Raw genomic sequence first — 23,032 nt, 5'->3', positions numbered from 1 at the left:
GACACGTCGGGGATACTCCATGTGAGGGGCAGGCACATGAGTGGCTACGAGGTGGTGCTGGACCAACTGACCGCGGCGGGCGACGCCGCCGTCGGCGCCGGGGACCAGGCGGGGCGTGTCGACCTCGCCGAAGCCGTCGCCGACGTGCCGTCGGCGCTGCCGGGAGCTCGGTCGGCAGCGGCGATCGGGCAGGTCGCGGACCTCTGGGCGGGGCAGGTCGCCGCGTGGCGTGACGCGGCCCGCGCCCTGGGAGAGCAGATGCGCGAGGCCGCCCGCGCCTACGCGGACAGCGACGCCGACGCCGAGCGCGACCTGCGCGTCCCGGCGAGCCGACTCGGGCCGCTCTGATGGCGGTCTACGGCCAGGTCCGCGACTGGCGCCCGGAACCGCTCGACGACGCGGAGCAGGTTCTCCGGACGCGCGGCGACCTGCTCGCGGGGCTCGCCGACGACCTGGCCACCGCGGCTCGTCCCGAGCGCTGGACCGGCGCGGCGGCAGACGCCGCCGCTGAGCTCCGCCACCGCCTCACCGACGACCTGGACGTCGTCGTCATCGCCGTGCAGGCCGTGCGGCGCGCGTTGATGGCCGCGGCTGACGAGGTCATCGGGCTCCGCCACGTCGTCGGCGAGGCCGAGGAGTTGGCGCGCAGGCACCGGTTCACCATCGACGCGGCGGGCGCGGTGGCCGATCTGCCGCCGATCGCCCCCGACCCGGGCCGCGCGCGCGTGCGCGCCGAACTGGAGGACCGCGTGCGGCTCATCCTGCGCCGCGCCGACGAGATCGACACCGCGCTGGCCGACGTGCTGGTCAAGGTCGTGCGCGGCGAGGCGGCCGCGGTCGCCGCCCCGACGATCCCCGGCCCGCCGCCGCCCCCGCCTGCCGACCCGGGCGCGGGCCCGCACGGCGTCGACCCGTGGTGGACCACCGTCGACGACCACGCGACGCACACGCTGGCCAGTCGGGCCGCCGAACTCGCCGACGCCGTCGGCCTGACCAACGCCGCCGCGCACCTCAACCACTACCTCGGCAACTCCGGCGCCCCGCTGACCGTCGACCCCGACCACATGCTGCGCGACGTCCCCACCTTCCAGGCCACTGTGGACAGCGCGACGGCGGCAGAGGTGAACCGGATCGCCGCGGACGCCGCCGCCAACGGGACCTATGGGCGGCCGGTGCAGTTCAGCACCGGCTGGCAGGGCCACTACATCCAGGCGTCGGACAACAAGGACTGGTTCTACGCGATGGGCGGCGTCCAGTACGCGGTCACCGGGGTGGCCACCGTGCAGCCGCCCGCCACGCCCGGCGGTCAGCCGATCGTGCAGATGGACTACCAGGTGCACGTCTTCGACCGCTACAACTGGGACGGCGGGAAATCGACCGAGATCGGCCCCATCACCGTCGAGGACAGCGACATGGCCGAGATGCACAGGGCGGGCGTGGCCCAGGAGTACGACATCAGCGGGTCCAGCGACCCCAGGACCTACACCGGCGAGGTCCCCGGCCCCCACCAGCTCCCCGAGCCGCCGGAGTCCCGCGACGGGACCCGGGAAGACCCCGGGCGGGGCCCGCGGTGACCCGCTGGCCCGTCATCGCCGCCGCGGCTGTCGCGGCGGCGGTGCTGGCCGTCGCCGCCGTCCTGTTCACCGCCGACCGGGAGGAACCCGTGCCCCCAGTGACCGCGTCCGAGGCCCTCGCCTTCGGCGGCGTCGTCCTGCCGCCCGACGCCGACGTGCTGGGCGTGCGCGGCGAGAAGGGCGTGGACCAGCTCTACATCCTGGCGGTGGCCGTCGAGGCGGCCGACGTGCCGACCATGCTGGCGGAGTCCGGCTTCGCCACGTCGCTGGAGCCCGGGAGGCAGGTGCACATGGCGCCCATCGACGGCCACGCGCCGGGCGCGGACGTCGCCTCCGCCCAGGACCGCCGCGGCCGGGTGATCCGCGAGGTGCTGGTCGACCGCACCGACCCGGCTCGCCCGATCGTGCACTGGTGGCTGTTCACGACGTGATGAGGCTGGAGCCGCTCCGGGGCTAGGTTGGGGTCATGGAGTACACCCACCTCGGCCGCAGCGGCCTGTCCGTGTCCCGGCTGGTGCTCGGCACCATGAACTTCGGCCCGGAGACCAGCGAGGCCGACAGCCACGCGATCATGGACCGCGCCCACGAGCACGGGATCAACTTCTTCGACACGGCCAACGTCTACGGCTGGCAGAAGGGCGAGGGGATCACCGAGCAGATCATCGGCCGCTGGTTCGCCCAGGGCGGCGGCAGGCGGGACAAGACGGTCATCGCCACCAAGCTCTACGGCAGCATGAGCGACTGGCCCAACGACACGTTCCTGTCGGCGCTCAACATCCGCCGCGCCGTCGAGGGCTCGCTGCGGCGCATGCAGACCGACTACATCGACCTGTACCAGATGCACCACGTCGACCGGGACACGCCGTGGGAGGAGATCTGGGAGGCCTTCGGCGTGCTGCGCCAGCAGGGCAAGGTGCTCTACTTCGGCTCGTCCAACTTCGCGGGCTGGCACATCGCCCAGGCGCAGGAGGCGGCCCGGGCGCGGCACTTCCTCGGCCTGGTCAGCGAGCAGTCCATCTACAACCTGCTCACCCGCTGGGTCGAGCTGGAGGTCCTGCCCGCGGCCCGGCACTACGGCCTCGGCGTGATCCCCTGGTCGCCGCTGCACGGCGGGCTGCTCGGCGGCGTCCTGCGCAAGCAGCGCGAGGGCGGCGCGTCGCGCGGCACGTCGGGCCGCTCGGGGCAGGCGCTGGAGCAGCACCGGGACACCATCGAGGCCTACGAGAAGCTGTGCGCCGACCTCGGCGAGGACCCGGCCAACGTCGGCCTGGCCTGGCTGCTGCACCAGGAGGGCGTCACCGGCCCGATCATCGGCCCCCGCACCGTCGACCAGCTCGACGGCTCGCTGCGCGCGCTGGAGATCACCCTGGACGCGGACACGCTGTCCGCGCTGGACGAGCTGTTCCCGGCGCCCGCCCCCAACGGCGCCAAGCCCGCCCCGGAGGCCTACGCCTGGTGAGGCTCACCGTCCTCGGCAGCTGCGGCGCGTACCCGGAGCCGGGACGCGCCGCCAGCGGCTTCCTGGTCGAGCACGACGGCTTCCGCGTCGTGCTCGACCTCGGCTACGGCACGCTGCCCCGGCTCCTGCGCCACTCGCCCGACGGCGTCGACGCCGTGGTCGTCACGCACGAGCACCCCGACCACTGCGTCGATGTGCACGGTCTGTTCCGCATGTACCTCTACGGCGGGCGTACGGACCGGCTGCCGCTGTACTGCCCGCCGGGCGTCGTGCGGCGGTTGACGGGGCTGGAGCCGGAGGCGCCGCTGGACCGCGTCTTCGACATCCACCCGCTGCCGGGCGCGTACCGCGTCGGCCCGTTCGAGCTCACCGGCATGCTCCTGCCGCACCACGTGCCCAACGCGGGCGTGCGCCTGGCCGCCGACAGCGTCATCGCCTACACCGGCGACACCGGGCCCACGCCGCTGCTGGCCGACCTCGGCCGCGACGCCGACCTCTACATCGTCGAGGCCACCGACCGGCCGGGCGAGACCGAGCAGGCCACGCGCAACCTCCTCACCTCCACCGAGGCCGCGCACTGGGCCGCACGGGCGGGAGCCCGCACGCTGATGCTCACCCACTTCTGGCCCGGCAACGACCGCGCCGCCGCGGTCGCCGCGGCCCGCGCGGTGTTCCCCGGCGAGGTGCTGGCCGCCGACGAGGACCTCGTCGTGTGTTGCTGAAACAGCAACGAACCTTGCCGTGCCCGCGAGGACGCGCGGATAGTCGGCGGCATGTTCGATGAAGCCTCTTGGGAAGACCGGTACAGCTCCCACACCGCCGTCTGGAGCGGGCGGCCCAACCCGCAGCTGGTGGCCGAGGCCGCCGACCTGACCCCCGGCACGGCGCTCGACGCGGGCTGCGGCGAGGGCGCCGACGCCATCTGGCTGGCCGCGCGCGGCTGGCGGGTCACCGGCGCCGACTTCGCCACCACGGCCCTGCGGCGCGCCGCCGAGCACCCCGGCGGCGATCGGGTGCGCTGGCGGCACGTCGACCTCACCACCTGGACCCCGGACGAGCGCTACGACCTGGTGTCCGCCCATTTCCTGCACATGCCCGAGCAGTACGCGCTGTACGCGCGGCTGGCGGGCGCCGTCGTGCCGGGCGGGCGGCTGCTGATCGTCGGCCACCACCGCAGCGACCTGGAGACCACCGTCGGCAGGCCGAACCTGCCCGACCTGCTCCACACCGCCGAGGAGCTGACCCGCGTCGTCGACGACGGCTGGGACATCCAGGTCGCCGAGGACCGCCCGAGGGTCGCGGTCGACCCCGACGGCAACGACGTCACCATCCACGACGCCGTGCTCGTCGCTGTCAGGCGTTAGGCGGCGGACCCCACTGCTGCGGCGGCGGGTACTGGCCCGGCGGGTACTGCCCCGGCGGCGGGCCGGGCGGGTACTGGCCGTGCGGCGGCGGCCCGTACGGCCCAGGGGGCGGGCCATACGGACCCGGCGGCGGGCCGTACGGACCCGGAGGCGGGAACGGCGGCTGTTTGGGCTTGTTGCTGTTGACCAGGACGACCACCACCGTGATCAGCCCGCCCAGCACCAGCAGCAGGAACAGCAGCTGGATGACGCCGATACCCATGTCAGTCCTCGAAGTCCTCGTCGTCGCGCGCCAGGAACGTGGCGAAGCGCTCGATGGCGACCTCGAAATCCGGGTTGGCGTCGACGAAGGCGCGGAGGCGGTCCGCCAGCCAGGCCAGCGTGACCTCCTCCTCGCCGCGTCGGCTCTCCAACTCCTCGATACCGCGATCGGTGAAGTACACGATTAGTCGTTTCGGTCCGGGGTCGGGCGACCGCTAGTCAAAGGCCTTCTCGATCAGCGCGCGCTGCTCCAGCTCGTGGACCTTGCTCGACCCGGCCGACGGCGCCGACATCGGCCGCCGCGACACCCGCGACACCCGGGGGGCGTCGGGGAACAGCTCGGGGATGAGCAGGCCGTAGAACGGCCAGCTGCCCTGGTTGGCGGGCTCTTCCTGCACCCAGCGCCACGCGGTGGCGTTGGTGTACTTGTCGAACACCGCGGCCAGCTTCTTCTCCGGCACCGGGTACAGCTGCTCGACCCGCACGATCGCCACGTCCGTCGCGCCGCGCTTGTCCCGCTCGGCGAGCAGCTCGTAGTAGAGCTTGCCGGACACGAACAGCACCTTGCGCACCGCGGCCGCGTCCACCGTCGCGTCGTCGATCACCGTCTGGAACCGCGACTCGCCGGTGAAGTCCTCGACCGCGCTGACCGCGGCCTTGTTGCGCAGCATGGACTTCGGCGTGAACACGATCAGCGGGCGCTGCACGCCGTCGAGCGCGTGGCGGCGCAGCAGGTGGAAGTAGTTCGCCGGGGTCGACGGCATCGACACCGTCATCGAGCCCTCCGCGCACAGCTGCAGCCAGCGCTCGATGCGGCCGGAGGTGTGGTCGGGGCCCTGGCCCTCGTGGCCGTGCGGCAGCAGCACCACCACGTCCGAGCGCTGGCCCCACTTGGCCTCGCTGGAGGAGATGTACTCGTCGATCACCGACTGGGCGCCGTTGACGAAGTCGCCGAACTGCGCCTCCCACAGCACCAGCGCCTCCGGGTCGGCCACCGAGTAGCCGTACTCGAAGCCCAGCGCCGCGTACTCCGACAGCGCCGAGTCGTAGACCATGAACTTGCCCTGGTCGGCGCCGAGGTGCTGCAGCGGCAGGAACTCCTTGCCGGTCTTGCGGTCGATGATCGCCGCGTGCCGCTGCACGAACGTGCCGCGCCGCGAGTCCTGGCCCGCCAGCCGGATCGTGCGGCCCTCCAGCACCAGCGAGCCGAACGCCAGCAATTCGGCGAACGCCCAGTCGATGCCGCCCTCGCGGGCCATCTTCACCCGCCGCTCCAGCACCGGCTTGACCCTCGGGTGCGGGCTGAAGCCCTCCGGCAGGTTCAGGTGCGCGTCGCCGATGGTCGTCAGCACCTCGGCGGACACGCCGGTCGGCAGCTTCGCGGGCATCTGCTGGTCGGACTCGACCGACGGGCTCGGCGCGATCGGGTGCTTCTCCAGCTCCCTGACCTCGTTGAACACGTGCTCCAGCTGGCTTGAGAAGTCGCGCAGCGCCTTCTCGGCCTCCTCGACGGAGATGTCGCCGCGGCCGATCAGCGCCTCGGTGTAGCCCTTACGCACGCTGCGCTTGGCGTCGATGATGTCGTACATGCCCGGCTGCGTCATCGACGGGTCGTCGCCCTCGTTGTGCCCGCGGCGGCGGTAGCACACCAGGTCGATCACGACGTCCTTGTTGAACGTCTGCCGGTAGTCCATCGCCAGGCGCGCCACCCAGTAGCAGGCCTCCGGGTCGTCGCCGTTCACGTGGAACACCGGCGCCTGGATCATCTTCGCCACGTCCGTGGCGTACTGGCTGGACCGCGAGTGCTCGGGCGCGGTGGTGAACCCGACCTGGTTGTTGATGATGACGTGCACGGTGCCGCCGGTGCGGTAGCCGCGCAGCAGCGCCAGGTTCAGCGTCTCGGCGACCACGCCCTGCCCGGCGAACGCGGCGTCGCCGTGCAGCGCGACCGGCAGCACGGTGAAGCCCTGCTCGCCCTTGTCCAGCAGGTCCTGCTTGGCGCGGACGATGCCCTCCAGCACCGGGTCGACGGTCTCCAGGTGCGACGGGTTCGCCGTCAGCGACACCTTCGTCTCGCCGTCGCCGAACATGCGGAAGTACTTGCCCTCCGCGCCCAGGTGGTACTTCACGTCGCCGGAGCCGTGCGCCTGGCCCGGGTCGAGGTTGCCCTCGAACTCCTGGAAGATCTGCGAGATCGGCTTGCCCACGATGTTGGCCAGCACGTTCAGGCGGCCGCGGTGCGGCATGCCGATGACGACCTCGTCGAGCTCGTACTCGGCGGCCTTGTCCAGCAGGGTGTCCAGCAGCGGGATGACCGACTCGCCGCCCTCCAGCGAGAACCGCTTCTGGCCGACGTACTTGGTCTGCAGGAACGTCTCGAACGCCTCGGCGGCGTTGAGCTTGCTCAGGATGTACTTCTGCACCGCAGCCGGGGGCTTCTCGTGCGGCACCTCCACCCGCTCCTGGATCCAGCGGCGCTCGGCCGGGTCCAGGATGTAGGTGTACTCGACGCCGACCGTGCGGCAGTAGGAGTCGCGCAGCACGCCCAGCACGTCGCGCAGCCGCATCTTCTCCTTGCCGCCGAACCCGCCGACCGGGAAGGTGCGGTCGAGGTCCCACAGCGTGAGCCCGTGGCTGCGCACGTCGAGGTCCTCGTGCTTGCGCTGCCGGTAGTTCAGCGGGTCGGTGTCGGCCATCAGGTGGCCGCGCGTGCGGTAGGCGTCGATCAGGCCGATGACGCGGGCGGTCTTGTCGACCGGGCCCTCGGTGATGTCCTCGGTCCAGCGGATCGGCTCGTACGGGATGCGCAGCGAGGTGAAGATGTCGTCGTAGAAGCCGTCCTCACCCAGCAGCAGCTGGTGGATGCGGCGCAGGAACTCGCCCGACTCCGCGCCCTGGATGATGCGGTGGTCGTAGGTGGACGTCAGCGTGATGATCTTGCTGATGCCCATGTCGATCAGCGTGTTCTCGGAGGCCCCCTGGAACGGCGCGGGGTACTCCATCGCGCCGACGCCCAGGATCGCGCCCTGCCCGACCTGCAGGCGCGGCACGGAGTGCACGGTGCCGATGCCGCCGGGGTTGGTCAGCGAGATCGTGGTGCCCGCGAAGTCGTCCGCGGTCAGCGAGCCGGAGCGCGCCTTGCGGATCAGGTCCTCGTAGGCCTGCCAGAACTGCTGGAAGCTCATGCCCTCGCAGCCCTTGATGGAGGCCACCACGAGGGTGCGCGAGCCGTCCTTGCCGGGCAGGTCGATGGCCAGGCCCAGGTTGACGTGCTCGGGGGTGACGGCGAAGAACTTGCCGTCGGCCTCGGCGTAGTGCCGGTTCATGTTCGGGTAGGTCTCGAGCGCCCGCACCATCGCGTAGCCGATGAGGTGGGTGAAGGAGACCTTGCCGCCCCGGGTCCGCTTGAGGTGGTTGTTGATCACGATGCGGTTGTCGGCGAGCAGCTTCGCCGGGACCGCCCGCACGCTCGTCGCGGTGGGCAGCTCCCGCGAGGCGTTCATGTTCTTGGCGATGGCCATCGCCGCGCCGCGCAGCGGGGTGCGCTCCTCGCCGTCGCCCTTCGGCTCGGCCTTCTTGACCTCCGGCTTGGCCGGGGCCTGCGCGGGCGCGGCCGCCTTGGGCGGCTCGGGCCGCGACGGCGGGGCGGCCTGCGGCTGCTTGCCGGGGGCCTGCTCGACCTGCCCGTTGCGCTCCGGCGCCTTGGTCACGGTCCCGGAGGCCTTGGCCTGCGCCGCCCCCTGGCTGGCGGCCCGCTGTGTCGGCTTGTAGTCGGCGAAGAAGTCGTGCCACGCCGGGTCTACCGACGACGGGTCGGCGAGGAACTGCTCGTACATCTCCTCGACCAGCCACTCGTTCGCACCGAACTGTGACGCGGGACTGCTGCTGGACACGGCTGGCTCTCGCCTCTATCCATACTCGATCTCATACGGAACCCGCCTCTCAGGCTAGTCCTCTCGCTGCCCGGGCGGTAAATCAGCAGGACACCCGTGAGGCAGCTCATGAAGTGGGCTGGCGCACTGAATCGGTCGAGAGATCGGTTCCGCTGGTAAGCGCCGCTCAGTCGCGCCGCGACAGCGACCGCCGCTCGACCCGGTACTGGTCGGGGATGCGCACCCCGTACCCGCACTCGCGCAGCCGCTCCCCGGCGAAGTCGACCCGCAGGTCACGGCGGCGCTCACCGGTCCCGCAGAGCAGGTGGACCTCGCCCGCCGCGTCGGTCAGCAGCGCGAGCCCACCCGGCTCCCGATGCGGAGCGCTGAACAGGGTGGTGAACCGACACTCCGGCGACCACAGCGGCACGGGCGTGGACTCCATGATCGAGACCGCCCGCCCGTCGTGCACGGCGAGCACGTACCGCCGGTCGGCGCCCGAGCTGATCGCGGTGACCCCCGCCGCCACGGCCCGCCCAGGCGCGTCAACCACCGCGGGCGCCGCCACCGGTGCCGCACTCCGGGCCAGCGGCCGCAGGTCGAAGAACCGGACCACCCCCTCCACGTCGTCGCCGACAGCCACGGCGAGGTAGTCCCCGATCACCTGACCCCCACCGCACCGCCGCGGCCCGCGGTCGCCGGTCGGGAAGGAGAACGTGCGCGGCCCCACGACCTGCACCCGCGGCCGCCCCGGCAGCGGCCTGCAGACGAGCCGGTGCTCGCGGTAGCGGACGGTGGTCAGGTCGTCGCAGTCCCCGACCACCTGCCCGCCCCAGGCGTCGGCGCCGAGCAGGTCGACCGAGCCGAACCCGCCGTCGGACCGATAGACGACGGTGACCCCGCGATCGCGGGCGACCACCGCGGGCGTCCGCGTGACCTGGGCGACCGGGGTGACGGTGGCCGTCTCGATGTCGGTGGCGACCAGCGCGCGCGGGTCGAGGTAGTCGCGCACGAGCAGCACGAGCCGGTCGCCCATCGACACCGGCACCGGCGGCCAGTGCGCTGTCCTCGGCAGCACCTCGTGCCCGCCCCACGCGCCGTCCGGCGAGCAGGAGACCGCGCACACCATTCCGCCGTGCCCGTGGGAGAAGACGAAAAGCCGCGAATCGTGCACCACGGCCACGGGGTGCTCCTCGTTTTCGGTGCCCGCGACCGTCTCGTAGGCCGACCAATTCACCCCGTCCGCGGAGCGGCACACCCCGATTCGGCTGTTCGCCGGATCCCGCGTCACGACGACGAGCCGATCCCCGAACACCACCGGGAATGGCTGCCCCGCCGTCCGCGCCCCCCGGGTCGCCTCGGTCAGGTTGACCGGGTCGCTCCACTCCCGCCCATTGGCGGTGGACACGGCGTAGAGCGTGTTCGTGCCGCATTCGCCGCGGAAGAACACGTGCAACCGCCCGCCGAACACGACGGCGGCGGGCCGAGTCGATGTCCGCACCGATTCCCCACGCCCGATCCGCACCGACTTCGCCCAGGTCCACCCGTCCGTCGAGCACACATTCACGTGCCCCGAATCCGCCGCCCCCCGCGACAGGACGAACAGCCGCCCGCCGAACGCGATAACTACTGGTTGATCTCCAGTCAGCGCCCCCGCTCGCTCACCTAACGACCGGTCATCCGACCACGTGCGCCCATCCGGCGAAGTACGGTAATGGATCGTTGCGGATTCACCGGCCCGGTGGAAAAGGTAGATCAGCCCGTCGAACTCGGCCACCGACGGCCCGCTCCCACGCGGGTCGTCGCAGCCGATTGAATTGACGGCTGAACTACATTCCAGCCGGGGAAGATCGCGCACGGTTGAGCCCTCCTCGCTTCCGCCGTACAGCTTGGCCTCAGCGGCAGGGATTCGGTATTCCCGACCCGGGTGAACCCGGTTGGGCCGAACGTGCGCACGCCGGTCGCCGCGATTGGCATTAGGCGCATCCGCCCACCATTCGCGCGGAATACACCGAGCCGCCATTCCGGCCAACATGACCGCCGACACACCCGTTCCGCTCAATGCGACCCCGCACCAGACGAGTGCGCCCACAACTCGGAGTACCGGCCACCCGCCGCGAGCAACTCCTCGTGCGTGCCCACTTCCACGACCCGCCCGTGCTCCAACACGACGATCCGGTCGGCCCGCGCCGCCGTCGCCAGCCGGTGCGCCACCACCACCGTGGTCCGCCTGCGCGACCGCCCCGCGCTGAGCCGGTCCCCGGCCGCGAGCACCGCCGCCTCCGTCGCCGGGTCCAGCGCGGCCGTGGCCTCGTCCAGCAGCAGGATGTCGGGGTCCACCAACTCAGCCCTGGCCAGCGCCACCAACTGTCGCTGTCCCGCCGACAACCCCTGCCCCCGCTCCCCGACCTCGTGCCGGAACCCGCCGGGCAGCGACGCCACCATCGGCAGCGCCCCCACCGCCCGAACCGCCGCCTCGACCTCCGCCTCCGTCGCGTCGTCATCGCCATAGGCGACGTTGCGCGCGACATCCCCGGTGAACAGGTGCGCCTCCTGCGGCACCACCCCCAACCGCGACCGATACCCGGCCAGGTCCAACTCCCGCAGATCCACCCCGTCGACGAGCACGGCCCCCTCGGTCGGGTCGTAGAACCGCGCCAGCAGCTTGACCACAGTGGACTTCCCGGCCCCGGTCGCGCCCACGAACGCCACCGTCTCACCCGGCAGGATCCGCAACGACACATCCCGCAGCGCGGGCACGTCGGTGCCCGGATACGCGAACCCCACCCCCCGCAGCTCGATCTCCCCGTCCAGATGCGCGGGCACCGCCACCGGCCGCTCCGGCGGCGTCACGGTCGTCGGCGTCCGCAGCAGATCCCCGATCCGCCGCAACCCCACCCGCGCCTGCTGGTACCCGTCGAACACACTGGACAACTGCTGGATCGGCGCGAAGAACAGCCCGAGGTACAGCATGAACGCCAGCAGCACGCCCGGCTGCAGGTCCCCCGCCACCACCCGCTGCGCGCCCACCAGCAGCACCGCGGCCTGTGCGAGATCGGCCAACAGCGAGACGAACGGGAAGTACGTGGCCACGTATCGCTGCGCCCGCAACCGCGACCGCCGATAAGCGTCACTCCGCTCCGCGAACCGCCGCGCGGCCTGGCCCTCCCGCGTGAACGCCTGCGAGATCCGCAACCCCGAGACGTTCTCCTGCATGTCGGCGTTGACCGCGCTCACCCGCTCGCGCGCCTCGGTGTAAGCGGTCGACGATAACCGCTGGAAGATCACCGTCGCGATCGCCAACACCGGCAGGATCGCCAGCGCCACCACGGCCAGCGACAGGTCGGTGAGGAGCAACCCGACCGTCACGGCGATGACCGTCAGCGCTCCGGACACGGCACTGGCCAGCCCGGTCTGGAGGAACGTGGACAGCGCGTCGACGTCGGTAGTCATCCGGGTCATGATCCGACCTGCGGGTTCGCGCTCGTAGTAGTCGAGGCCCAACCGCTGCAGGTGGGCGTAGCTGCGGACCCGTAACAGGTACAGCATCCGCTCCCCGACCCTCGCGGTGAGGATCGTGGTCAGCGCGGTGTTGACCCAGGCGATCGCGGCCAGGGTGGCCGCGGCCGCCGTGACCGTCCACAACGTCGCCGTCGACCCGGTGAGGACACCGTCGTCGACGCCGATGCGGATCAGAGCGGGCATGGCCATGGCGATGAGGGCGTCGGCGATGACCATCAATGCGACGAGAGCAAGCGGGGCCCGCATAGGTCGCAGGAGACGGCGCAGGCGGAACCCAGGATCGGGCGCGGTCGGATCGACACCCCGGAGGTCAGGCCGCTCCGTGGCGGGAGGCAGCGCCTCGACCTGGGCGAGGAGTTCGAGGGTCGGCGGGAGGGCGCCGATGGTGTCGGCCGGACCGCCACCCGACCGACCAGCCCGGCGCGGCATGGGAGGTGGAGGGGTGACGGTGCCTGGTCGACGGCGCGTGTGGGCGCGGACGTGGACCAGATCGGAGTCGTCCGTGGCGGGGGTGGGTGAGTCCGGGGCGGGCTGTTCGGCAGTCGTGGATTGAGCGGCAGGTGCGGGCTCGGGTTGGTCGATCCGGCGCGAGGTGCGGGCAGCGGAGGTGCGTCGGGCAGCGCTGGTGCGGCCGGGGCGGGGGGCGGCTTGAGCCGGTTCTGAGGTGTCGGGGGATGAGGTGGAGGTGTCGGGGGTTGCCGACGGGTGGGGCGTGGTGGTCGCTGAGGGGTGGGTGGCTGGGGCGGCGGGTGGAAGGGGGGAGTCGGCGTCGGGGATGGGGGCAGGTGGAGAGACCGGTGTGGTGGAGGTCGTGGGTGGGGTGAGGGAGGTGGCTTCGGGTTCGGGAGTCGTGGCGGGGGGTGGTTGAGGGGCGGGGGCGGTGAGGGAGGTGGGCTGGGAGGCGGGAGTGGAGCTCGACGTGGGGTGAGAGGTGGGGGAACTGGTGGGCCGGGGTTGTGAGAGGGGGGAGGTGTTGGGGGCGAGGGTCGGGTCTGGGGCGGACCCGAGGGGGGTGCCCATCGGGGTGGGGGAGATGTCGGCGGTGGAGGTTCGGTCTGGGGTGGGCCGGACGGTGGGGTCGGTGCCGTTGGAGGCGGGGGCGATGCCGGTGGCGGTGGGGGAGGTGCCGAGAACGCCGGTGGGGTCTGCGGTGGGTTGGGCGGTGGTGCCGTCGGGAGTGGGGGAGGCGCCCAAAGTGGGGGTGGAGGGTGGGGTGGGCCGGGTGGTGGTGTCGATGGGGGCGGGGGAGGTGTTGGGGGTGGCGATGGAGTCCGGGGTGGCGATGGGGTCCGGGGTGACGATGGGGTCTGGGGTGGGCCAGAGGGTGGGGGTGGTGCCGGTGGGGTGGGGGAGATGTCGGGGGTGGGGGTGGGGTCTTCGATGGCGTCGCCGGGGGTGGAGAGGAGGGCTTGGTAGAGGGGGCAGCGGGTGCGGAGTTCGGGGTCTGTGCCGATGTCGACGAGGCGGCCTGCGTCGAGGACGGCGATTCGGTCGGCCAGGGAGAGGGTGGAGCGGCGGTGGGCGATGAGGAGGGTGGTGCGGTCGGCGGTGACTTCGCGGAGGGTGTCGTGGATGGCGGATTCGGTGCCTGCGTCGACGGCGGAAGTGGCGTCGTCGAGGACCAGGACTCGGGGGTCGGAGAGGAGGGCTCGGGCCAGGGCGACGCGTTGGCGTTGGCCGCCGGAGAGGGTTAGGCCGCGTTCGCCTACGACGGTCTCGTAGCCGTTGGGGAGGGCCTCGATGAAGTCGTGGGCCTGGGCGGACTTGGCGGCGGCGCGGATGTCGTCGGGGGTGGCGTCGGGGCGGCCGTAGGCGATGTTGGCGGCGACCGTGTCGGAGAAGAGGAAGGCCTCCTCGAAGACGACGCCCACCGCCTGCCGTAGGGACGACATGCGGAGGGTGCGGACATCGGCGCCGCCCACCGTGACGGACCCCTCGTGGACGTCGTAGAAGCGGGGCAGGAGCAGCGACACCGTCGACTTGCCTGAACCCGCCGTGCCCACCAGGGCCAGGGTCTCGCCGGGGGACACGCGGAAGCTGACGCCGTCGAGGACCGGCTCGCTGCGGGTGTAGCCGAAGGTGACGTCGGTGAACTCCACCGCCACCGGGCCGTCGGGGACGTCGCGGGCGTCGGGGGCGTCGACGACGTCCGGCTGGGAATCGATCAGCTCGTAGACGCGCTCCACGCCCGCGCGGGCCAGCTGGGCGTTGACCACCAGGCCCGCGAGCAGACGCGTCGGGCCGACGAGGTTGGCGACATACCCCGCGAACGCCAGGAAGGTGCCGAGCGTGACCTGGCCCTTCAACGCCAGGAAGCCACCCAGGGCCAGCACCGCGACCTGACCGGCGATCGGCACCGCGACCAGCGTGGCGGCCGGGCGGGAGGTCAGCCGGGCGGCGCGCATGCGCTCGGCGAACAGGGTGCGCGCGCTCTCCTCCAGCCTCGCCACCTCGCGGGTCTCGCGGCCGAAGCCCTTGACCACGCGCACGCCCGTCACCGTCTCCTCGACGTGCTGGGCCAGGTCGGCGGCGCGCTGCTGGGCCGACCACGTCGCCGGGAACAGGGTGCGGCGCATGCGCACCGCCACCAGCGCCACCACGGGCGCCACGACCAGGGCGACCAGCGTCAACAGCGGCGAGAGCCACACCATCGACGCCAGCGCCACCAGCGCGAACACCACCGTGCCGATGGACAGCGGCACCATCATCAGCAGGCCCTGCACCAGCTGCAGGTCGGTGATCGACCGCGACACCACCTGCCCGGTGCGCAGCGCGTCCTGCTTGCCGCCGTCGAGGCGCTGCACCGCGCCGAAGACGGCCTGGCGCAGGTCGTGCTGGACGTCCAGGGCGAGGCGGCCGCCCAGGTAGCGGCGGACGAAGGCGCTGCCGAAGCTCAGCAGCGCCAACCCGGCCAGCGCGGCCACCAGCCACGGCAGCCGGTCGGTCGTGCCCGCCACCGCGTCGTCGACGACGAACTTGACCAGCAGCGGGCTGACCGCGACGAACCCGACGCCCACCACGGAGGCGAGCACGGACAGCACGACCAGCCCGCGGTGGTGCCAGCACGCGCCCGCCAGCCTGCGGACCCAGCCGGTCGGGACCCGGCCTGTGGAAACGGAGTCTTCCCTCACGCAGTCCACATTAGGCCGGGACCCCGAGGGGCCCGCCACGTCAATTACCGGGCTGTGGACAACTCAGGTGATGTCGCGCTTGGCGTTGCGGGCCATGCCTGTGCCGATGAACAGGGCAGTCCACCCGAGGAAGATCAGCCCGCTCACCCACAGCGAGAACGAGCCCGCGCCGCCCGCGACCGCGCGAATCACTTCCTCGAACACGTCCTGCCGGTCGTCGCTCAGCGACGTGCCGGTCCGGTCCAGCACCACCGTCTGGATCTGGTCGATGAGCAGCGCCGACGCCGTCGAGCTGGTCAGGCCGTTCGCCGCGCCGTTGGGGAACACGCCCGCCAGGTGCTCGACCTCCAGCACGCCCATCAGCAGCAGCTCGATGAACCCGAACACCAGCGTGTAGACCAGCAGCACCACCAGCGCGGCCGTCGGCGACCCGAGCAGCGCGCCCACGCCGAGACCCACCAGCGTCCACAGGACACACATGATCAGGCCGGCGAGGATGATCAGGAACCAGGCCTGGCCGTCCGGCAGCAGCCCGCCCTCGGCGCCCAGCAGCGTGCCCAGGCTCACGCCGACCGCGATCACCAGGCCGAACAGCAACCCCCACAGCGCGTACACGGCCGCCTTGGCGCCCAGCACGGCCTGCCGCGAGGGCGCCGTCAGGAACGTCGTGGTGATCGTCTTGCGGCTCAGCTCGCTGGCGACGCCCAGCGCGCCGAAGATCATCGGGAAGATCGAGGCGATGTTGAACCCGCGGGTCAGCGCGATCGCCGACCAGGAGATCTCGTCGACCCGGATGTCCAGGTCCTGGATGATGTCGTCGCGCAGCGCCTCGTCGACCACGGCGGTGGTCAGGCCGGAGAAGATCCACGCCCAGCCCAGCGCCAGCGCGAACGCCGGGATCATCAGCGCCCACCACAGCTTCGTGGTGAGGATCTTGCGCAGCTCCGCGCTGATCAGCCTGCCCATCAGGCGTTACCCCCCTGGTCGGTGGACTCCGGCTTCGACTCCGGCGCGGACGGCGCCTGGTACGGCGAGGGTTCCGACGGCGCCTGGTACGGCGACGGTTCCGCCTGCTGGTAGCCGGACTGCTGGTACCCCGGCGGCGGCACGGGCTGGTGGTAGCCCGACTGGTGCGGACCGGGCGGCGGGACCGGCTGGTGGTAGCCCGACTGGTGCGCGCCCGGCGGCGGGACCGGCTGGTAGTAGCCCGATCCCTGCGGCGGCACCGGCTGGTGGTACCCGGACTGCTGGTACCCAGGCTGCTGGTAGCCGGGCTGCTGGTAGCCCTGCGGCGGCGTTCCGTACTGGACCGCCCCGGGCGCGGCGTACTGGCCGCTCGTCAGCCGGAAGAACAGCTGCTCGAGGTCGACCCGCTCCTCCTGCACCCCGTACAGCGCCACCCCGGCCTTGGCCGCGACGTCGCCGATCTGCTGGACGGTCGCGTCGGTGATGGCCACCTTGCCGTCGCCGGTCGGCTGGATGCCGCTGATCCCCGCCTCCTGCAGCGCCGTCACCAGCGCGTTCGCGTCGGCGGGCTGCACGATCACCCGCGACTGCTGCGAGCGGCGCAGGTCGTCGAGCATGCCGTAGTACATCGTCTGGCCTCGGCTGATGATGACCACCTGGTCGATCGTCTGCTCGACCTCGGCCAGCAGGTGGCTGGAGATCAGCACCGTGCGCCCGGACGCGGCGAAGGACCGCAGGAACGTGCGCAGCCAGGCGATGCCCTCCGGGTCCAGGCCGTTCGCGGGCTCGTCGAGCACCAGCACCTGCGGGTCGCCCAGCAGCGCGGTCGCCAGCGCCAGCCGCTGCTTCATGCCCAGGGAGAACCCGCCCACCGTGCGGTCGGCGGTGGCGGCGAGGCCGACCAGGCCGAGCACCTCGTCGGCGCGGCGGTCCGCCAGGCCCATCGCCGAGCAGTACACCCGCAGGTGGTTGATCGCCGAGCGCTTCGGGTGGAAGCCCTGGGCCTCCAGCACGGCGCCGACGACGCGGCCCGGGTTGCCCAGGCCGGAGAACGGCTGACCGTTGATCGTCGCGTACCCGGCGGTCGGCCGGACCAGGCCGAGCAGCATCCGCAGCGTCGTGGTCTTGCCCGCCCCGTTCGGACCCAGGAAGCCCGTCACCGAGCCGGGCTCCACGTGGAAGCTCAGGTTCTGCACCGCGGCCACCGTGCCGAAATTCTTCGTCAGGTTCTGCACCACGATGCGACCGCTACCGTCTTGCACGCGCCCTCCCGATCGCCCGGCGTGTAGTGGCGGTCATCTTGCCCCATCACATACACCCGGCGTGGGCGGACCGTCGGATCAGCGCCGGTGGCGGCGGAAGCGGCCGGACGACGGCGCGTCGCCGATCAGATGGTGGTGGGCCATCCGCCACACCTGGCACGGCCAGCGTCGCGCGCGCAGACCGGCGGGACACGCGTGGCAGCGGCCGTCGGCGTCGGGCTGGTGCACTGTGAGCAGCAGGCGCCACCCGTCGACCAGGCGGCTGATCTCGCTGCGGGCCAGCGGCAGCAGGGTGCGCTCGTCGGCGCGGACGGCGGCCTCGTCGAGCATCGCCAGACGGCGCATGACGGCGGCGCGCATGTCCTCCATCAGACCCGGTCCTGGTGCACGCGGACGGCGGCCTCGCCGAGCAGGGCGGCCAACGACCGCGACTGCTGCGCCGACAGCACCGCGGACGCCCCCGGCGGCGGCACCAGCACCACCTGGTCGGCCTCGACCAGCACGGTGACCGCCCGGTCGCGGCCGAAGGGGTCGCGGCAACCGATGTTCCACCGAGGCTCCGTCACCGCCTGGTTATCGGCTCCGGCGGGCGCGATCCGTAGCGGCAGCAGGGTGAATTCCCTCGCTACTCGAACTTCTCACCCGTTGGTGGGACAACGGGTGGGAAACTAATCTCAAGCAACCCCGACCCCGATGCAGCGTCGGGGTCGGTTTATGCCTAAGCTATAGACGGCGGCCCGCTCCCAGTGACCCCCAGGCTGGTTGAGCGGGCCGCCCTCACGCTCACCCCCACCTGCTCGCGGAGAGCGCTCGCCGGGGCGTTTCGGACGTCTACCCGGGGGCCGAGCCCCCGGACCCCCACGGTGCGGGCTGTTCCGACACAGCGTGAAGGCCAGGGGGAGGGCGGCTGGCTTCGGTAGGGGTCAGGCCAGGGGGAGGGCGGCCGGGTTCCGTCGATGTCGCCTTGGGTCAGGCCAGGGCGGTCTCGATGGGGGTGTAGTCGATGTTGTGGGCTTCGGCTACTGGGGTGTTGGTCAGGGCGCCTGCGTGGGTGTTGAGGCCCAGGGCCAGGGCGGGGTCGGCGCGGAGGGCGGACTGCCAGCCCTTGTCGGCCAGGGCCACGGCGTAGGGGAGCGTGACGTTGGTCAGGGCGAAGGTGGAGGTGCGAGGGACGGCGCCCGGCATGTTCGCCACGCAGTAGAAGACCGAGTCGTGCACGCGGTAGGTCGGGTCGGCGTGCGTGGTGGCGTGCGAGTCCTCGAAGCAGCCGCCCTGGTCGATGGCGATGTCCACCAGCACGGAGCCCGGCTTCATCTGCGCCACCAGCGCGTTGCTGATCAGCTTCGGGGCCTTCGCGCCCGGCACCAGCACCGCGCCGATGACCAGGTCGGCCTCGCGGGCGAGCTGCTCGACGGCGTAGCGGTTCGACGTGACCGTGCGGATGCGGCCGTTGAACTGGCCGTCGATCTGGCGCAGCCGGTCGACGTTCGTGTCGAGCACCTGCACCTCGGCGCCCATGCCCAGGGCGATCGTCGCGGCGTTGATGCCCGCGACACCGCCGCCGATCACCACGACCTTCGCGGGCAGCACGCCCGGCACGCCGCCGGGCAGCACACCGCGGCCGCCGGACGGGCGCATCAGCGCGAACGCGCCCACCTGCGGGGCAAGGCGGCCCGCGACCTCCGACATCGGCGCCAGCAGCGGCAGCGTGCCGTTGGCCGTCTGCACCGTCTCGTACGCGATCGCGGTCGTGCCCGAGGCCATGAGCGCGCGGGTCAGCGGCTCGTCGGCGGCCAGGTGCAGGTAGGTGAACAGGGTCTGGCCCGCGCGCAGCCTCGGGTACTCCTCGGCGATCGGCTCCTTGACCTTGAGCACGAGCTCGCCCTCGGCCCACACGTCGTCCGCGGTGGGCAGGATCTTCGCGCCCGCGGCGAGGTACTCCTCGTCCGGGATCGCCGAGCCCGCGCCCGCGTCGGCCTCGACGACGACCTCGTGGCCGCGGGCGGTCAGCTCGTGCGCCCCCGCCGGGGTGAGGGCCACGCGGTACTCGTGGTTCTTGATCTCGCGGGGAACGGCGATCTTCACCGGGGTCAACCTCTCTGCGCCAGACGGGTGTTGTAAACCACGGTCGCTCAGCGAGGAGTGACTGTCATCGTACGTCTAGAACGAGATTTCCGCCTTTTGTTAGTGCTGGCAGCACAGTCAACGCCACCGTAGAGTGACCAGCTGGACCAGCAGCGCCAGCCGCACATCCGGGTCCGCCAGATCGGCCCCGACCAGCTCGGACACCTTCGCCATGCGGTAGCGCAGCGTGTTCGGGTGGATGGACAGGGCCGCCGCGGCCGCGCGCGGGTCGCCGGGGTGGCGCAGCCACTCGTAGAGGGTGTCGACCAGCCAGCCGTCGTCGGCGGCGCGCAGCCGCGCCAGCGGCCCGACCTCGGCCACCGGGCCCGCGGCGACGGCGGCGCGGTGCAGCACCAGCACCGCCCACACCTCGTCGTGCACGGCCACCGGCCCCGGCACGAGCCCGGCGCGCAGCAGCGCCAGCGCCTCGTCGGCCTCGCCGCGCGAGCGGGCCAGCTCGGCCACGTCGACCGGGGTCCCGGCCGCGACCAGCACCCCCTCCGGCAGCGCCGTCCGCAGCGCGGGCCAGCCCTCGGCGTCGGGGACGACGGCGTAGAGCAGGCCGTGCAGGTCGGCCACGGCCGGTCGGCGGCCGACGCCCTCGGTCAGCCGCTCCAGCAGGGCCAGCCGCCCGCCCTCGCCCGCGGGGACGTCCACGGCGACCACGCGGTGCGGCACGTCGGCGAGGTCCAGTTCGGCGGCGGCCAGCCTGCCGCTGCCGGTGCCCTCCAACGCCGCGCGCACGAGTTCGGCGCTGCGGCGGCGCTCGGCGTCCTCGCGGGCGCGGCGGCGCAGCAGGTGCAGGGCGACGACCGGCGCTGCGTCGGCGAACGCGGCCGAGCGCTCCTCCGGCACCGGCCCCGGCACGACCGCCCACATCGAGCCCAGCAGCTCCCCGCCCATCCGGATCGGCACGATCAGCCGGGGCAGCGTGCCGTCCTTCTGCGCCGGGACGAAGATCGTCGTGCGGCCTCGGCTGAGGTCGCGGAACACGCCCCGCGAGCGGAACCGGGCGAGCACGTCGTCGGGGACCCGGCGGCCCATGATCGTCGACACCCGCGCGGGGTCGGTGCGGTCCTGGCGGGCCGAGTAGGCCAGCACGCGCGAGTTGGCGTCCTCGATGGTGACCGGCGCGTCGACCACCGCGGCGGCGGCGTCGGCGAGGCGGAACAGGTCGCCGAACTCCGGGCTGGCGTCGGACTCGTCGGCCGCGGCGTCGAGCACCGACCGCAGCAGCCACACCAGCTGCGCCCACGACGTGCCGGTGTGGACCTCGATCAGCGCGACGCCCGCGCGCTCGGCGGCGGCCCGCACCGCCGAGCGCGTGGCGTGCGGGGGCTTGAGCAGGACCGCGGCGGCCTCGGCGCACGCGCGGACCAGCTCGACGGGGTCGGCGACGGAGACGCCGAGCACGAGGTCGCCCGCGGCGACGGGCCTGCCCCGCTCGGCGATCACCACGTCGGCGACCTGGCGGTCGGCGGGCACGGCGACCCGCAGCAGGGTCGGCCCGACCCGGTCGACCACGCCCCGCACACTGATCATCCGTTCACCTCTCAGCCGATGGCGGCGGCGGTGATCGAGGCTACGTGGGCCTGCCCGCGCGCGTTGGGGTGCACCGGCACCGACAGCGACGTCGGGATGAAGCCCTCGACCCACTTGAGGTGCGGGAGCTGGCAGACGTCATGCCCGGTGGTGACGCCCGGGTTGACGAACACCGCGCCCGCCGCGGTGGCGTGGCGGCCGATGGTGGCGTTGAGCAGGTCCTGGATGCCCGCGAAGTGCGGCACGTCCCCGTAGGCGACCGGGACGACCGGCCAGCAGCCGCCGCGCGGGGGCAGGATGCGCAGATAGCCGACGACGACGATGTCCGCGCGCGGCGAGCGGTCCCTGATCTGCTCCACGACCTCGGTGATCCGCGGCCCGAGCGCGGCGATGCGCCGTTCGAGCTCGCCGTCGTAGTGCGCCTTGCAGGGGGCGCCGAACGGGTCGGTGAGGCTGAGGCGGGCGCAGGTGGAGATGATCTCGCCGAAGCCGACGTCGTTGCCGCCGATGGAGACGGTGACCAGGTCGGTGTCCGGGGTGAGGGCGTCGAACTGGGCGGGGTTGGGCCCGCCGGTGACGTCCTGCGGCGAGGTGAGGTCGGGGATGCGCGCGCCGCCGCAGGTGACGTCGACGAACTGCTCGGGCTGGATGCGCGCCGCGACGCCGGAGGGGTAGTTGTCGGTGGCGCGGGCGCAGCCGATGGGGTCGGTGCGGATGTTGGTCAGGGTGCCGACGGCGGCGAAGGAGTCGCCGAGGGCGACATAGCGCTGGTAGCTGCTGTCGGCGGCGGCCGGGGCGGTCAACAGGGCGGTGGCGAGCAGGGCGGGCAGGACGGCCCGGGACATCCGCGGCATCGGCGACCTCGATATCTACTTGTGGGTAGGTGGCCTGCCGATGCTGGGTTGTGTCGCCGGTCACTGTCAATCACCGGAAGGGTGAAACCGGTTCGCCTTGTCGACTTTGCGGGAGGCGTCCGACTGGGCGGGGGTCGTTTCGCCGCGGTGAAATATTTGGTTGACCGCTCGAACGCGCGTTCGATAGCGTTGCTCTGTGGGGGTATGCCCCCGGGTGGGAGGGGCTTGGTCTCTCTCGCTCGCGTGGGGTCAGCCGAGTAGGGCTGTGACCAGGGTGACGGCGGCGGTGACTGCCATGCCTCGGGCGTTGGGGTGGATGGGGGCGGCGGGGGAGGCCGGGCGGAGGGGTTCGACCCAGCGGGTGTCGGGGGCGGCGCAGGCGTCGTGGCCGGTGGAGGCGGGGTAGGGGTCGGCGAAGAGGGCGTCGTTCTCCTTGGCGACCCGGGCCAGGGTGGTGTTGAGGAGGCGCTCGGTGGCGTCGAAGTACGCGGTGTCGCCCGCGGCGAAGGGGACGCTGGGCCAGCAGCCGGGGCCGTCGGGGAGGATGCGCAGGTAGCCGACCAGGACGACCTTCGCGCGGGGCGCGCGGCGGTGGATCTCGTCCAGGACCGCGGCGACGTCGGCCGCGGTGGCCTCGATGCGCTTGGCGAGGACGTCCTCGCCGCCCGCGGTGTAGTGGGCCTTGCAGGGCGCGCCGGTCGGGTCGGCGGCGGCGAGGCGGCCGCAGATCGTGAGGATCTCGCCGAAGCCGATGTCGTTGCCGCCGATGGACAGCGTCACCAGCGTCGCCCGGCGGGTCACCGCGTCCAGCTGGGGCGGGTTCGCCCCGCCGGAGATCGGCTGCGGGGAGAACATGTCGCGCGTGGTCGCGCCGCCGCAGCTCGCGTCGGTGAAGGTCGTCGCGCGGATCCAGCGGGCCAGCACCGACGGGTAGTTGCGCGACGAGCGCCCGCAGCCGCCGCTCTGCACCGGGATCCCCGGCCCGGACGCGTAGGAGTCGCCCAGCGCGACGTAGTCGCGGGCGGGGGCGGCCGACGCCGGGGCGGCCGCGAGGCCGAACAGCGCCACCAGCAGGACTGCGATGCGCGAGAGCACCCGCGA

General features: G+C 72.5%; 18 protein-coding genes and 2 pseudogenes. 6 read left to right on the top strand and 14 right to left on the bottom strand.

Annotation, left to right across the window (positions count from 1 at the left end; genetic code table 11):
- Nucleotides 1-36 precede the first annotated feature (36 nt).
- From Actkin_RS27275 to Actkin_RS27250, 6 genes are read left to right on the top strand one after another with little or no spacing between them, the layout of a single operon-like run.
- Nucleotides 37-348: a hypothetical protein gene (locus Actkin_RS27275; RefSeq protein WP_258904755.1), complete on the top strand. Its 312-nt coding sequence runs from the start codon at nt 37-39 to the stop codon at nt 346-348.
- Nucleotides 348-1,574, top strand: a complete 1,227-nt coding sequence (locus tag Actkin_RS27270; protein WP_258904754.1) for a hypothetical protein — start codon at nt 348-350, stop codon at nt 1,572-1,574. Before Actkin_RS27275 ends, Actkin_RS27270 begins: the two co-directional genes overlap by 1 nt.
- Complete coding sequence (locus tag Actkin_RS27265) at nt 1,571-2,005, top strand: hypothetical protein (RefSeq protein ID WP_258904753.1); 435 nt, start codon at nt 1,571-1,573, stop codon at nt 2,003-2,005. The genes Actkin_RS27270 and Actkin_RS27265 overlap by 4 nt, the downstream gene beginning before the upstream one ends.
- Before the next feature lie 35 nt (nt 2,006-2,040).
- On the top strand, nt 2,041-3,033 hold the full coding sequence (locus tag Actkin_RS27260) for an aldo/keto reductase (RefSeq protein ID WP_258904752.1): 993 nt from the start codon (nt 2,041-2,043) through the stop codon (nt 3,031-3,033).
- Nucleotides 3,027-3,755: an MBL fold metallo-hydrolase gene (locus tag Actkin_RS27255; protein WP_258907998.1), complete on the top strand. Its 729-nt coding sequence runs from the start codon at nt 3,027-3,029 to the stop codon at nt 3,753-3,755. Before Actkin_RS27260 ends, Actkin_RS27255 begins: the two co-directional genes overlap by 7 nt.
- Before the next feature lie 51 nt (nt 3,756-3,806).
- A complete protein-coding gene (locus Actkin_RS27250) occupies nt 3,807-4,397 on the top strand; it encodes a class I SAM-dependent methyltransferase (protein ID WP_258904751.1) in 591 nt (196 codons plus the stop codon).
- Here the strand turns inward: Actkin_RS27250 and Actkin_RS27245 are convergent.
- From Actkin_RS27245 to Actkin_RS27180, 14 genes and pseudogenes are all read right to left on the bottom strand, one after another.
- Nucleotides 4,387-4,659 (bottom strand): hypothetical protein, encoded by a 273-nt coding sequence (locus Actkin_RS27245; protein WP_189209862.1) that lies wholly within the window; start codon nt 4,657-4,659, stop codon nt 4,387-4,389. The genes Actkin_RS27250 and Actkin_RS27245 overlap by 11 nt on opposite strands.
- 1 nt (nt 4,660) lies before the next feature.
- Complete coding sequence (locus Actkin_RS27240; RefSeq protein WP_189209863.1) at nt 4,661-4,840, bottom strand: DUF6104 family protein; 180 nt, start codon at nt 4,838-4,840, stop codon at nt 4,661-4,663.
- 33 nt (nt 4,841-4,873) lie between these two features.
- Nucleotides 4,874-8,551 carry a multifunctional oxoglutarate decarboxylase/oxoglutarate dehydrogenase thiamine pyrophosphate-binding subunit/dihydrolipoyllysine-residue succinyltransferase subunit gene (locus tag Actkin_RS27235; RefSeq protein WP_258904750.1) on the bottom strand — a complete coding sequence of 1,226 codons (3,678 nt, stop codon included), beginning with the start codon at nt 8,549-8,551 and terminating at the stop codon, nt 4,874-4,876.
- Nucleotides 8,552-8,717: 166 nt separating this feature from the next.
- Entirely contained in the window at nt 8,718-10,031 is a 1,314-nt protein-coding gene (locus Actkin_RS27230; protein ID WP_258904749.1) for a PLL family lectin, read from the bottom strand.
- Nucleotides 10,032-10,588: 557 nt separating this feature from the next.
- A pseudogene (locus Actkin_RS27225) lies at nt 10,589-12,478 on the bottom strand (ABC transporter ATP-binding protein); the annotation flags it as partial.
- A gap of 888 nt (nt 12,479-13,366) precedes the next feature.
- Nucleotides 13,367-15,183 (bottom strand): annotated as a pseudogene (locus tag Actkin_RS32790) (ABC transporter ATP-binding protein); the annotation flags it as partial.
- A gap of 63 nt (nt 15,184-15,246) precedes the next feature.
- Nucleotides 15,247-16,149 carry an ABC transporter permease subunit gene (locus Actkin_RS27215; protein WP_189209867.1) on the bottom strand — a complete coding sequence of 301 codons (903 nt, stop codon included), beginning with the start codon at nt 16,147-16,149 and terminating at the stop codon, nt 15,247-15,249.
- Nucleotides 16,149-17,411 (bottom strand): ABC transporter ATP-binding protein, encoded by a 1,263-nt coding sequence (locus Actkin_RS27210; RefSeq protein ID WP_258904746.1) that lies wholly within the window; start codon nt 17,409-17,411, stop codon nt 16,149-16,151. Before Actkin_RS27210 ends, Actkin_RS27215 begins: the two co-directional genes overlap by 1 nt.
- A 78-nt stretch (nt 17,412-17,489) precedes the next feature.
- Nucleotides 17,490-17,780, bottom strand: a complete 291-nt coding sequence (locus tag Actkin_RS27205; RefSeq protein WP_258904745.1) for a hypothetical protein — start codon at nt 17,778-17,780, stop codon at nt 17,490-17,492.
- On the bottom strand, nt 17,780-17,977 hold the full coding sequence (locus Actkin_RS27200) for an LppA family lipoprotein (protein WP_258904744.1): 198 nt from the start codon (nt 17,975-17,977) through the stop codon (nt 17,780-17,782). Before Actkin_RS27200 ends, Actkin_RS27205 begins: the two co-directional genes overlap by 1 nt.
- Nucleotides 17,978-18,380: 403 nt before the next feature.
- On the bottom strand, nt 18,381-19,496 hold the full coding sequence (gene ald, locus Actkin_RS27195; RefSeq protein ID WP_258904743.1) for an alanine dehydrogenase: 1,116 nt from the start codon (nt 19,494-19,496) through the stop codon (nt 18,381-18,383).
- Nucleotides 19,497-19,613: 117 nt separating this feature from the next.
- Complete coding sequence (locus Actkin_RS27190) at nt 19,614-21,077, bottom strand: PucR family transcriptional regulator (RefSeq protein ID WP_189209872.1); 1,464 nt, start codon at nt 21,075-21,077, stop codon at nt 19,614-19,616.
- Between the two features lie 11 nt (nt 21,078-21,088).
- On the bottom strand, nt 21,089-21,931 hold the full coding sequence (locus tag Actkin_RS27185; RefSeq protein ID WP_258904742.1) for an SGNH/GDSL hydrolase family protein: 843 nt from the start codon (nt 21,929-21,931) through the stop codon (nt 21,089-21,091).
- A gap of 249 nt (nt 21,932-22,180) precedes the next feature.
- Complete coding sequence (locus Actkin_RS27180) at nt 22,181-23,026, bottom strand: SGNH/GDSL hydrolase family protein (RefSeq protein WP_258904741.1); 846 nt, start codon at nt 23,024-23,026, stop codon at nt 22,181-22,183.
- Nucleotides 23,027-23,032 lie beyond the last annotated feature (6 nt).

The sequence above is a fragment of the Actinokineospora sp. UTMC 2448 genome (genome assembly GCF_024760565.1).
In the GTDB taxonomy this organism is placed as follows: domain Bacteria; phylum Actinomycetota; class Actinomycetes; order Mycobacteriales; family Pseudonocardiaceae; genus Actinokineospora; species Actinokineospora fastidiosa.
The sequence above is the reverse complement of the archived record's forward strand: the minus strand, read 5'-3'. Positions and strand labels throughout refer to the sequence as shown.

Bases quoted from the DNA above. Each gene is read 5' to 3' on its own strand.
- Actkin_RS27275 (WP_258904755.1), top strand. From the start codon at position 37: ATGAGTGGCTACGAGGTGGTGCTGGACCAACTGACCGCGGCGGGCGAC.
- Actkin_RS27270 (WP_258904754.1), top strand. From the start codon at position 348: ATGGCGGTCTACGGCCAGGTCCGCGACTGGCGCCCGGAACCGCTCGAC.
- Actkin_RS27260 (WP_258904752.1), top strand. From the start codon at position 2,041: ATGGAGTACACCCACCTCGGCCGCAGCGGCCTGTCCGTGTCCCGGCTG.
- Actkin_RS27250 (WP_258904751.1), top strand. From the start codon at position 3,807: ATGTTCGATGAAGCCTCTTGGGAAGACCGGTACAGCTCCCACACCGCC.
- Actkin_RS27245 (WP_189209862.1), bottom strand. From the start codon at position 4,659: ATGGGTATCGGCGTCATCCAGCTGCTGTTCCTGCTGCTGGTGCTGGGC.
- Actkin_RS27215 (WP_189209867.1), bottom strand. From the start codon at position 16,149: ATGGGCAGGCTGATCAGCGCGGAGCTGCGCAAGATCCTCACCACGAAG.
- Actkin_RS27205 (WP_258904745.1), bottom strand. From the start codon at position 17,780: ATGGAGGACATGCGCGCCGCCGTCATGCGCCGTCTGGCGATGCTCGAC.
- Actkin_RS27190 (WP_189209872.1), bottom strand. From the start codon at position 21,077: ATGATCAGTGTGCGGGGCGTGGTCGACCGGGTCGGGCCGACCCTGCTG.
- Actkin_RS27185 (WP_258904742.1), bottom strand. From the start codon at position 21,931: ATGCCGCGGATGTCCCGGGCCGTCCTGCCCGCCCTGCTCGCCACCGCC.